Genomic DNA, 11949 nt, shown 5'->3' on the forward strand with positions numbered 1-11949 from the left:
CCCGTGATCAGCGCGATACGCCGCGGGGGCAGCGAAGCCCCCGGCCTGCGCCCGGAGTGCCACAGCACCCGGGCGATCGTTGCTCTCCTCGTTCCGACCGGGTTGCCGAACTTGGCCAATAACCGCTCGGACGACTCTCATCGCGGCATAACGTCGACTCCGACCGGATACCCCGCGTCACGGCGTTGCGTCGCTTCTTTCACCTACGTCACGCAACGGCGCGCGACAGGAGCCAGAGGACATGCAGACCAAGCTGGACGAAGCCAAGGCCGAGCTGCTCGAACGGGCCGCCCGGGTAGCTGAGAACAGCCCGCTCGGGGGGAACCTTCCGACTGGGTCCGAGCAAGGGAAGCGTCCAGACCGGGACGCTCTGCTCACGTACCTCCAGCGCTACTACCTGCACACCGCTCCCGAGGACCTTGCCGACCGCGACCCGGTCGACATCTTCGGCGCGGCACTTTCCCACTACCGGCTGGCCGAGAACCGCCCCCAGGGGACGGCCAATGTGCGGGTTCACACTCCGACCGTGGAAGAGAACGGCTGGACGTGCAGCCACTCCGTCGTCGAGGTCGTCACCGACGACATGCCCTTCCTCGTCGACTCGGTCACCAATGAGCTCTCCCGCCAGGGCCGCGGCATCCATGTCGTGATCCACCCGCAGGTCACCGTCCGCCGCGATGTGACCGGCAAGCTCATCGAGGTACTGCCCTCCGAGGCCAAGAGCAAGGCGCTGCCGCACGACGCGCTCGTCGAGTCCTGGATCCATGTCGAGGTCGACCGCGAGACCGACCGCGCCGATCTGAAGCAGATCACCTCCGACCTGCTGCGGGTCCTCTCCGACGTCCGCGAGACCGTCGAGGACTGGGAGAAGATGCGCGACGCCGCGCTGCGCATCGCCGAAGAGCTGCCCAGCGAGCCGAAGGCCGACGATCTGCGCGACCAGGAGGTCGAGGAGGCGCGTGAGCTGCTGCGCTGGCTCGCCGCCGACCACTTCACCTTCCTCGGCTACCGCGAGTACGAGCTCACCGAGAACGACGCGCTCGCCGCCGTCCCGGGGACCGGACTCGGCATCCTGCGCTCCGACCCCCAGCACAGCACGGACGAGGCGCACCCGGTCAGCCCGTCCTTCAGCCGGCTGCCCGCCGACGCCCGTGCCAAGGCCCGTGAGCACAAGCTGCTCGTGCTGACGAAGGCCAACAGCCGCGCGACCGTGCACCGCCCCAGCTACCTCGACTACGTCGGCGTGAAGAAGTTCGACGCCGAGGGAAATGTCGTCGGTGAGCGCCGCTTCCTCGGTCTCTTCTCCTCCGCCGCGTACACCGAGTCCGTGCGCCGGGTGCCGGTCATCCGCCGTAAGGTCGCCGAGGTCCTGGAGGGCGCAGGCTTCTCGCCCAACAGCCACGACGGCCGCGACCTGCTGCAGATCCTCGAGACCTACCCGCGCGACGAGCTCTTCCAGACGCCCGTCGACCAGCTGCGTTCCATCGTCACGAGCGTGCTCTACCTCCAGGAGCGCCGCAGGCTGCGGCTCTACCTGCGTCAGGACGAGTACGGGCGCTACTACTCCGCCCTCATCTACCTGCCGCGCGACCGCTACACCACCGGCGTACGGCTGCGCCTGATCGACATCCTCAAGGAGGAGCTCGGCGGCAGCAGTGTCGACTTCACCGCCTGGAACACCGAGTCGATCCTCTCCCGGCTGCACTTCGTGGTCCGCGTCCCGTCCGGGACCGAGCTGCCCCACCTGACCGACTCCGATGTCGAGCGCATCGAGGCCAGGCTGGTCGAGGCCGCCCGTTCCTGGGCCGACGGCTTCGCCGAGGCACTCAACGCCGAGTGCGGTGAGGAGCGCGCCGCCGAGCTGCTGCGCCGCTACGGCTCCGCCTTCCCCGAGGGCTACAAGGCAGACCACTCGCCGCGTGCCGCCGTCGCCGACCTCGTGCACCTGGAACGGCTGACCGATAACGGCAGGGGCTTCGCGCTCTCGCTGTACGAACCGGTCGGTGCCGGCCCCGGCGAGCGCCGCTTCAAGATCTACCGCACCGGAGAGCAGGTCTCCCTCTCCGCGGTCCTGCCCGCGCTCAACCGGCTCGGCGTCGAGGTCGTCGACGAGCGTCCGTACGAGCTGCGCTGCTCGGACCGTACGACCGCCTGGATCTACGACTTCGGTCTGCGCATGCCGCTGGCCAACGGCAACGGCGACTACCTCGCCGACGATGCCCGCGAGCGTTTCCAGGACGCCTTCGCCGCGGTCTGGACCGGCAAGGCAGAGAACGACGGCTTCAACGCCCTCGTCCTGGGCGCCGGTCTGAACTGGCGGCAGGCGATGGTGCTGCGCGCGTACGCCAAGTACCTGCGCCAGGCCGGTTCGACCTTCAGCCAGGAGTACATGGAGGACACCCTCCGTACCAACGTCCACACCACCCGGCTGCTGATCTCGCTCTTCGAGGCCAGGATGTCCCCGGAGCGCCAGCGCGCGGGCACCGAGCTGATCGACGGTCTCCTCGAGGAGCTCGAGGGCGCGCTCGACCAGGTAGCCAGCCTGGACGAGGACCGGATCCTGCGTTCCTTCCTCACGGTCATCAAGGCGACGCTGCGGACCAACTTCTTCCAGGAGGCCGGCGGCGGCACGCACCACAGCTATGTGTCGATGAAGTTCGACCCGCAGGCCATCCCGGATCTGCCTGCGCCCCGCCCGGCGTACGAGATCTGGGTCCACTCCCCGCGCGTCGAGGGTGTGCACCTGCGCTTCGGCAAGGTCGCGCGCGGCGGTCTGCGCTGGTCCGACCGGCGTGAGGACTTCCGTACGGAGATCCTGGGCCTGGTCAAGGCGCAGATGGTGAAGAACACCGTGATCGTGCCGGTCGGCGCGAAGGGCGGCTTCGTCGCCAAGCAGCTCCCGGACCCGTCCGTGGACCGGGACGCCTGGCTCACCGAAGGCATCGCCTGCTACAAGATCTTCATCTCCGCGCTGCTCGACATCACCGACAACCTGGTGGCGGGCGAGGTCGTACCGCCGGCCGATGTCGTACGCCACGACGGGGACGACACCTATCTCGTCGTCGCCGCGGACAAGGGCACCGCGTCCTTCTCCGACATCGCCAACGAGGTCGCGCTCTCGTACAACTTCTGGCTCGGCGACGCCTTCGCATCGGGCGGCTCCGCCGGATACGACCACAAGAAGATGGGCATCACCGCCCGCGGCGCGTGGGAGTCCGTCGAGCGGCACTTCCGCGAGCTCGGCCACGACACCCAGACCCAGGACTTCACGGTCGTCGGCGTCGGCGACATGTCCGGTGACGTGTTCGGCAACGGCATGCTGCTCAGCGAGCACATCCGGCTGGTCGCCGCCTTCGACCACCGGCACATCTTCATCGACCCGAACCCGGACGCGGCAACCTCGTACGCCGAGCGCAGCCGGCTCTTCGAGCTGCCCCGCTCCTCCTGGGCCGACTACAACAAGGAGCTGCTGTCCGCGGGCGGCGGCATCCACCCGCGTACGGCCAAGTCGATCCCGATCAACGCGCACATGCGCGCGGCGCTCGGCATCGAGCCCGGCATCTCCAAGATGACGCCCGCCGAGCTGATGAAGACGATCCTCAAGTCCCCGGTGGACCTGCTGTGGAACGGCGGCATCGGTACGTACGTCAAGGCTTCCACCGAGTCCAACGCGGATGTCGGCGACAAGGCCAACGACGCGATCCGCGTCAACGGTGAGGACCTGCGGGCCAAGGTCGTCGGCGAGGGCGGCAACCTGGGTTTGACCCAGCTCGGCCGGATCGAGTTCGACCGCAGCGGCGGCAAGATCAACACCGACGCCATCGACAACAGCGCGGGCGTGGACACCTCCGACCACGAGGTGAACATCAAGATCCTGCTCAACGGCCTGGTGTCGGACGGCGACATGACCGTCAAGCAGCGCAACAAGCTGCTCGCGGAGATGACCGACGAGGTCGGGGCGCTGGTGCTGCGCAACAACTACGCGCAGAACGTCGCCCTGGCGAACGCCGTCGTCCAGGCGCCGAGTCTGCTCCACGCCCACCAGCGCTTCATTCGGCGGCTGGAGCGGGACGGGCATCTGGACCGGCCCCTGGAGTTCCTGCCGACCGACCGGCAGATCCGTGAACTGCTCAACGCGGGCAAGGGGCTCAGCCAGCCCGAGCTGGCCGTGCTGCTCGCCTACACCAAGATCACGGTGGCGGACGAGCTGATCGGGACGGAGCTGCCGGACGACCCGTATCTGCGCCGGCTGCTGCACGCGTACTTCCCGCAGCCGCTGCGCGAGAAGTTCCCCGAGGCGATCGACGGGCATGCGCTGCGCCGCGAGATCGTCACGACGGTGCTGGTCAACGACACGGTGAACACCGGTGGTTCGACCTTCCTGCACCGGCTGCGCGAAGAGACGGGTGCGTCGACCGAGGAGGTCGTGCGGGCGCAGACCGCGGCCCGCGAGATCTTCGGACTCGGCGCGGTGTGGGACGCCGTCGAGGCCCTCGACAACAAGGTCGCGGCCGACGTCCAGACCCGTATCCGGCTGCACTCGCGCCGCCTCGTCGAGCGCGGTACGCGATGGCTGCTGGGCAACCGGCCGCAGCCGCTGGAGCTCGCCGAGACCATCGATTTCTTCGCCGAGCGCGTGGAGCAGGTCTGGGCGGAGCTGCCGAAGATGCTGCGTGGCGCGGATCTGGAGTGGTACCAGGGGATCCTGGACGAGCTCACCGAGACCGGTGTTCCCGAGGAGCTCGCGCTGCGGGTCGCCGGGTTCTCCTCCGCCTTCCCGACGCTCGACATCGTCGCGATCGGGGACCGTACGAAGAAGGATCCGATGGCGGTCGCCGAGGTGTACTACGACCTCGCCGACCGGCTGCGGATCACCCAGCTGATGGACCGGATCATAGAGCTGCCGCGGGCCGACCGCTGGCAGTCCATGGCCCGCGCCTCCATCCGCGAGGACCTGTACGCCGCACACGCCATGCTGACGGCGGACGTGCTCTCCGTGGGCAACGGCAGCTCGACGCCCGAGGAGCGGTTCAAGGCCTGGGAGCAGAAGAACGCGGCGATCCTCGGCCGGGCGCGCTCCACGCTGGAGGAGATCCAGGGCTCGGACACGTTCGACCTGGCGAACCTGTCGGTGGCGATGCGGACGATGCGGCAGCTGCTGCGTACGCACAGCTAGCGGTACGGGAACGAGGGGGCGCCGGGTCCGTCCGGCGCGCTTCGCCCTCGATCGCCGGACGGGCTTTTGAGCACAAGCCCGTCCTGCGATCGAGGACAGCCCGTCAGGGGGCCCGGCGGATTCTGGTCAGCCAGCCGGATGCCCTCGGGTCCTTGGCGGCCCGCTCGATCCCTGCCAGGGTCGCCGCGAGCGGCTTCGGCAGCCAGCCGTCGAAGTCCCGTACGTCGCGTCCCGCTGCCCGCCGGCACAGCTCGGCCACCTCCGCCGCCGTCGGCCGCTCCTCGGGCCGGGCGGCGAGGCAGGCCGTCAGCACCTCGCGCAGCGCCGCCGGATGCGCGCGGAGATCCGGCGGCTCGTGGTCGGTGCCGGCGATCCGGGTGGCGACCACCAGGCCACCGCCCTCTCCGTACGGATGGCGCCCGGCGGCGGCTTCGGCGGCGACGAGTCCGAGCGTGAACACATCGGATGCGGGCGTGAGCTGCTTGCCGAGCGCGTGCTCGGGAGACATGTACTTGGGTGTGCCGACCATCCGGCCGACGGTGGTCATGGATGACGTCCCGACGTCCCGCGCGATGCCGAAGTCGAGCAGCCAGGGCCCTTCCGCGGTGAGCAGCAGATTGCCCGGCTTCACATCGCGGTGGATGACCCCGGCGGTGTGTACGGCGTCCAGCGCGTGGGCCGCGCAGGCAGTCAGCTGAAGCACGCACTTCAGCGGCAGCGGCCCGTGTTCGGCCAGCGCGTCGTCGAGCGGCAGCCCCGGTACGTAACGGGTGGCGAGCCAGGGCCGGGCGGCCTCCGCGTCATGGTCGACGACCGGTACGAGGTGGTGTCCGTGCACCCGGCGGACCGCCTCGACCTCGCGGGCGAAACGTTTCCGGAAGCTCTCGCTCTGTGCGTGCTCGCGACGGATCAGCTTCAGCGCGACGGGCCGTCCTTCGCCGGTGCGGGTGAGATAGACGGTGCCCATCCCGCCCTCGCCGATCCGCGCCTCGAGCACATAGCCCGCGATCTCCCGCGGATCGTCGTCGCGCAGCGGCTGAGGCCCCCCGTTCCGCATTCCCACTCCCCTTGGCGCGCCCCTGCCCATTGTCGGCAGCGGAGCCTATCGCGCGGCCGTGGCCGTCCACAGCCGCCTGCAGGAGAGCAGAGCCGCCGTGACCAGCAGACCGTTCCGTACGACCGTGATCAGACAGCCGAGCGGAGTGCCGCCCAGCACATCGTCGTAGAGCAAGGGGTAGGCCAGCGCGCTCAGCGCGGCCGCGGGCAGCATCAACAGCGCGACCGGGCGCTGGGTGGTGTGCCGGGAGGTGAGGCAGACCGCGGCCAGTCCGAGCAGCCAGACCAGATACTGCGGGCTGATCACCCGGCTGGTGACGGTGAAGAGCAGGACGGCGGCGAACGCGGCGTCGAAGGGTGTCGCCGCACTCCAGCGCCGGGCCCTGACCCGCCAGAGCAGCAGCCAGCACAGCGCCGCGGCGGTCAGCAGCAGCGAGAGCCGCGCCACGCTCGACACATAGGGACCGATGAACTCGAAGGCCCCGTACTGGAACCTGACCGTGCCCGGCCAGCCCGCCTTCCGCGCGAGCTGGAGCGCGGTTCCGCCGAGCGACTCGATCTGGACGCCTCTGGCGCCCTGCTGCCGCAGAAAGTCCAGGGAGTGCGTGAAGACGAGCGCGAGGACGGCGAGCAGCGCGACCGCGGAGGCGGCGGCCGAGAGCCAGGCGGCGCGTGTCGTACGTCCCCGGGGTGTGCCGAGCAGGGTGAGCAGCGGCCAGACCTTGACCATCGCGCCGAGGCCGGCGAGCGTCCCGCCGAGCAGCGGCCGGCCGCGCATCGCCAGTAGCGCGAGCACGGCGAGGGCGGTGACCTGGACGTCGTACCGCGCGAAGGGCAGATGCAGCAGCAGCGGCAGTCCGCACACCCACATCCAGGCGCCGTGCACACCGGCGCGGGCGAGCGCGAGGGTGACAACGGCGTCGGCGGCGAGGGTGATGGCGACGAAGGCCTGGAAGTAGGTGAGCCAGGGCAGTGTGCCGGGGAAGAGGAACACCAGCGCGGCGCCGGGCGGGTACTGCCAGGTGACGTCGTTCAGGGGGAAAGCGCCCTGGTCGAGCTGCTCGTACCAGTGCCGGTAGAGGGTGTGCACCTCGCCGGCGACGCCGCTGTCGCCGAGGCGGTCGACGATGAGCAGGAGCAGCATCCCGATGCGGGTGGCTGCCCAGACGGCGCCGAGGGCGACGGCCTGCGTGGGCCGGGCCGGGCCGGCGCCGAGGGGCGCCCGGGTGCCGGGGAGCGCGGTCCCGGGCACGCGGGCGGAGCCATGGGCGGGCGGTGCAGTCCGATGAGTCGTCATCGGCCTGCACTTTAGCCCGCGTTATGGGTAATTTGAGGTGATTTAGGGGCTATTTCTTGGGGCTGGTGAACTCGTTGTACGCGGCGACGACGTCCTTCACCGGGCCGTCCATCCGCAACGTCCCGGCCTCCAGCCAGATCGCGCGGTCGCACGTCTCGGAAATCGTGCCGATGCTGTGGCTGACCAGGAAGACCGTGCCGGCCTCCTCGCGCAGCTCGTTGATGCGCTCCTGGCTGCGCCGCTGGAAGCGGGCGTCGCCGGTGGACAGAGCCTCGTCGATCAGCAGCACGTCGTGGCTCTTCGCCGCGGCGATCGAGAACCGCAGCCGGGCGCCCATGCCGGAGGAGTACGTACGCATCGGCAGCGTGATGAAGTCGCCCTTCTCGTTGATCCCCGAGAAGTCGACGATGTCGTCGTAGCGGTCGCGGATCTGCTCGCGGGTCATGCCCATCGCGAGTCCGCCGAGGATGACATTGCGCTCGCCGGTCAGATCGCCCATGAGTGCCGCGTTCACGCCGAGCAGCGAGGGCTGGCCCTGGGTGAAGACCCTGCCCTTGGATGGCGGCTGCAGGCCCGCGATGGCCTTGAGCAGGGTCGACTTGCCCGAGCCGTTGGAGCCGATCAGGCCGATCGCCTCGCCCTTGTACGCGGCGAAGCTGACGCCCTTGACGGCGTGCACCTCGCGAACGCCGGGTGCGCCCTTGCGGGAGACGATCCGGCTGAGGGCGGTGGTGGCGCTGCCCTTGCCGGTGCGGACGCCGTTCACCTTGTACGTGATGTGGACGCCGTCGACGACGACGGTGGGAACCCTGGAGTCAGCCACGGCCGTACTCCTCCTCTGCCTTCCAGAAGTACAGGAATCCGCCGGCCCCGAAGAGCACTGCCCAGAAGAGGGCCACGGCCCAGACATGCGGGGGGAGTTGGGCGGCGGTGAAGCTGTCGATGAGCGCGAAGCGCATGAGGTCGATGTAGACGGCGGCCGGGTTGCACTGCAACGCCAGCTTGACCATGTGCGGCACCTTGTCGTGGCTGAGCACCTTGTCGATCGACCACATCACACCGGAGACGTACATCCAGGTGCGCAGGATGAACGGCATCAGCTGGGCGATGTCCGGGGTCCTGCTGGCCAGCCGCGCCATGATCATCGAAATGCCGGTGTTGAACACGGCCTGCAGGGTCAGTGCCGGGATCGCGAGCAGCCAGCCGACCTGGGGAAGCTGCCCGAAGCAGACCAGGATGGCGAGCAGCGCGCCGAGCGAGAAGAGCAGCTGCTGGAGCTGCTGGAGCGCGATGGCGATGGGCAGGCTCGCGCGGGGGAAGTGCAGGGCGCGTACGAGGCCGATGTTGCCGGAGATCGCGCGGGTGCCGGCCATGATCGAGTTGGCCGTGAAGGTCCAGATGAACACGCCCGTGACGAGGAACGGGATGAAGTCGGGCACGTGCTTACTGGTGTCGAGCAGCATGCCGAAGATGAAGTAGTAGACCGCCGCGTTCAGCAGCGGGGTCATGACCTGCCAGATCTGGCCCAGCTTGGCCTGGCTGTACTGGGCGGTCAGCCGGGCGGTGGCGAAGGCGACGATGAAGTGGCGGCGGGACCAGAGCTGGCCGATGTAGGAGCGCAGGGTGGGGCGGGCGCCGCTGACGGTCAGACCGTGGCGGGCGGCGAGCGCGGCGAGGTCGGACGGGCCGTCCGGGGCGGATTCGCTCAGATCTGGATGCGGCTCTGGCCGGCCGATCGTCTGGCTGCTCACGGTGCTCGCTTTCGACAGGCGCGGAGGCAGGGACAGGGGTGGAGTACGTCGGGCGCGGGCGTTGGCGGCGCCCGCGCTGGGAGTCGCCCAGCGATGGGACGGACCCGTATCGTCGCTACGGCGAGAGTAGGACGGAGTGACGTCGCAACGCAACCGTTTCGTCGTCCCGGTATGCTCCTGTGCATGACCACGGATCCGGGAACACCACGTCGCGCGCCGGCGGGAGCCGCAGTGCTCCGGGAGGACGTGACCCAGGCCATCCGCGCCGCCGTCTTCGAGGAACTGGCTGCGGTCGGCTTCGCGCGGATGTCGATCGAGGGGATCGCGCGGCGGGCGGGCGTCGGCAAGACGGCGGTCTACCGGCGCTGGAAGTCGAAGCTGTCGCTGGTGCTGGACCTGGTCTCGGTGTTCGCGGCGCAGGGACTGCCGGCGCCGGCGACGGGTTCGCTGTACGGCGATGTACGGGCGCTGCTCGAGGTGGCGTCGCACGCCCTGCGGCACCCGGTGGCCTCGCAGGTCATCCCGGACCTGCTGGTGGAGGCGGCGCGCCACCCGGAAATCTCGGACGCGATCAAGGCGGCGCTGCTGGACAGCCAGCAGGGCGTGGCGGCGATGGTGGTACGGGACGCGGTGGCACGGGGCGAACTCCCCGAATCGACGGACCCGGACAAGGCGCTGGACCTGATTGTGGGGCCGCTGTACTGGCGGCTGGTGGTGGTGCGGACGGGGCTGCCGAAGGGGTACCTGGACGAGCTGGCGCGGGGGGCGGTGGCGGCGCTCCGGTCGTGACCGGGGGTTGTTCCCCTCCCCGCCCCTTCCCGAACCGGGGGCAGGCCCCCGGGCCCCCGCTGAGGCGGCCCTCGTCGTTGAGGTCGGTTGCTACGCCGCGGCGACCAGTTCCCGCGCCCGCTCGTTGAAGTCGGCGACGAGCCGATGCGTTCCGGAGGGCTCCATACGAGTCCTCCTGGTCACACCCCGGGCAGGCGACCAGTCGCTTCATCAGCGCCACCAGCGCTTCAGGCATGGCATGGCAGGCCATCGGTAGCGCAGCGGCGCTGAGCCTCGGACACCAGGAAAGGTCTCCGAGCCTTCCGCGTGCCTGTGCCGGTTACTGAGCCGGTGGCCACTCGCACGGCCGGAAGACCTCACGGGAGGCTACGGCGACCTATACGCGGAGCTGCTTCACAGCGCCGTCGTCCGTCACCTCATACAGGTCGATCCTGAGCAGGTCGCGCACGGTGGCCGGAACTCGCTCCGCGTGCCAGACGGACGAGGTCGGCACGATGATGGCGTAGCGGGTGTCACGGGACCCCCCGATCATCCGGCGCAGGAGCTGCCCATAGGCGATGCCGGTGTCAGTACCGCGATCCGTGGTTCGACCCTTGGCCTCACCTATCAGGCGCTCGACACCGCGTATGGCCTCGATGTCGGCGTCGGGATCGGTGGGGGCCACAGGGGTCCAGCCTTCAGCAACGAGCCAGCGTCGGAACGCATCCGTCACTCGGTCCTCGTCGCGCACTTCTCTGCTTCCCATGCCGCGCAATGATGCCTGCCGCCGCTCACAAGGCCTGGCCGAGGCCACTGGGCGACGAACTGGTCACCGGGTACGGGACCCGAACGCTCTGGCCTCAGCGAGTACCTCCTGGACGAGGCCGAGCTGGTGGCCGAGGGGCTGGATGAAGGCATCCACTTGTTCAATGACCTGGGCTTCCAGGTCTGACGGCTCAGCAAATGTTTCTGGGTTTACGGCCCGCTCCTGAAAGTACGACCGGGAGGCTTCGTACCACTGCCGGCCCCGACGGTGCTCGGCGCGCGCTTCGACGAGCAGCGGTTCGCTTACCTCCTCGTTTCCGAGGCGGCGGGTGACTTTCTGTCGGAGCATCATGTTGCTGACGACTTCGCGGATGCCGACGGGGAAATCCGGGCCCTCGACGGCCCGCTCGATGCGCTGGCCTGCTGGGGACGGCCATGGGGAGCAGACCTCCGTCAACGCCGAATAGAGCTTGCCCCACTCGGGGGATCGGGCTTTCTCACCCTGCTCGATCAGGAGCTGTGCTTTTCGCCGCTGGTGGTACGGGGCGGCGGGGTGCGCGACCTGGTCGACCAGTTTGCGGGCGATCTCGCTTCGCTTGGCGGCCGTGTTCTTGCCGGCCGACCGTGCCCAAGTACGCCAGGCCCGGCGCGCCTGGCTGTCGGGGATCACCACGTCGTCGATCAGCCACATGTGCAGTACCGGGCGAATCAGCGTGTGATGGGGAACGCGCGCGAGCGGAGACCGCAGGCGGGCCTTGAGCATCTCTGTGAACAGCCGGCGCTGGTCGGGTGAGTACAGGCGAGCATCGCTGCCGTGCCGGGTGGACTTCTGAAATGCCGGGGAACCCAGCAGCCCGTGCTCGGTCCAGTCCGTGATCATGCGCGGGCTCGCCTTGGGGACACCAAGCGCCAGCGCGTCGGCAACCAGATCCTCAGCCGTCGCGGGTTCCCAGGTCTCCGCCTCGGGGCTCGTCATGGCGTGGAACTTACATCGGGATTGAGGCCCGGCGGGTCGCTTCGTGCCCCTTGCCCACGGAAGCGTGGCTCTCGACAACGCGAGACCCCCGCACCGCGGAACCCTGGCAGGAACTGGCAGCGCGGGGGCGGCGACAACTCCTTGTGATCGGAGGCCACCT

At 69.3% G+C, this 11949-nt stretch carries 8 protein-coding genes; 2 read left to right on the forward strand and 6 right to left on the reverse strand.

Features of this window, described 5'->3' with window-relative positions; genetic code table 11:
- The first annotated feature begins 241 nt into the window (after window positions 1-241).
- Entirely contained in the window at window positions 242-5176 is a 4935-nt protein-coding gene (locus tag ACFYXH_RS26725; protein ID WP_389567829.1) for an NAD-glutamate dehydrogenase, read from the forward strand.
- 103 nt (window positions 5177-5279) lie between these two features.
- Here the strand turns inward: ACFYXH_RS26725 and ACFYXH_RS26730 are convergent, their stop codons facing one another.
- Genes ACFYXH_RS26730 through ACFYXH_RS26745 form a run of 4 tightly spaced genes read right to left on the reverse strand, consistent with a single transcriptional unit; the run spans window position 5280 to window position 9265 of the window.
- Window positions 5280-6233 carry a serine/threonine-protein kinase gene (locus tag ACFYXH_RS26730; protein WP_389567832.1) on the reverse strand — a complete coding sequence of 318 codons (954 nt, stop codon included), beginning with the start codon at window positions 6231-6233 and terminating at the stop codon, window positions 5280-5282.
- Window positions 6234-6278: 45 nt separating this feature from the next.
- Window positions 6279-7529, reverse strand: a complete 1251-nt coding sequence (locus ACFYXH_RS26735; protein ID WP_389567835.1) for a glycosyltransferase 87 family protein — start codon at window positions 7527-7529, stop codon at window positions 6279-6281.
- Between the two features lie 49 nt (window positions 7530-7578).
- Window positions 7579-8352 carry an ABC transporter ATP-binding protein gene (locus ACFYXH_RS26740; RefSeq protein ID WP_389567838.1) on the reverse strand — a complete coding sequence of 258 codons (774 nt, stop codon included), beginning with the start codon at window positions 8350-8352 and terminating at the stop codon, window positions 7579-7581.
- Window positions 8345-9265 (reverse strand): ABC transporter permease, encoded by a 921-nt coding sequence (locus ACFYXH_RS26745; protein WP_389568506.1) that lies wholly within the window; start codon window positions 9263-9265, stop codon window positions 8345-8347. The genes ACFYXH_RS26740 and ACFYXH_RS26745 overlap by 8 nt, the downstream gene beginning before the upstream one ends.
- Before the next feature lie 198 nt (window positions 9266-9463).
- Between ACFYXH_RS26745 and ACFYXH_RS26750 the strand changes: the two genes are divergently transcribed.
- Window positions 9464-10069 (forward strand): TetR/AcrR family transcriptional regulator, encoded by a 606-nt coding sequence (locus tag ACFYXH_RS26750; protein WP_389567841.1) that lies wholly within the window; start codon window positions 9464-9466, stop codon window positions 10067-10069.
- Between the two features lie 376 nt (window positions 10070-10445).
- Here ACFYXH_RS26750 and ACFYXH_RS26755 read toward each other — a convergent pair whose 3' ends face one another.
- Together ACFYXH_RS26755 and ACFYXH_RS26760 are read right to left on the reverse strand one after the other, a co-directional pair.
- On the reverse strand, window positions 10446-10814 hold the full coding sequence (locus ACFYXH_RS26755) for a hypothetical protein (RefSeq protein ID WP_389567844.1): 369 nt from the start codon (window positions 10812-10814) through the stop codon (window positions 10446-10448).
- Window positions 10815-10877: 63 nt separating this feature from the next.
- Complete coding sequence (locus ACFYXH_RS26760) at window positions 10878-11789, reverse strand: hypothetical protein (RefSeq protein ID WP_389567846.1); 912 nt, start codon at window positions 11787-11789, stop codon at window positions 10878-10880.
- Window positions 11790-11949 lie beyond the last annotated feature (160 nt).

Source organism: Streptomyces sp. NPDC002730, assembly GCF_042888805.1.
In the GTDB taxonomy this organism is placed as follows: domain Bacteria; phylum Actinomycetota; class Actinomycetes; order Streptomycetales; family Streptomycetaceae; genus Streptomyces.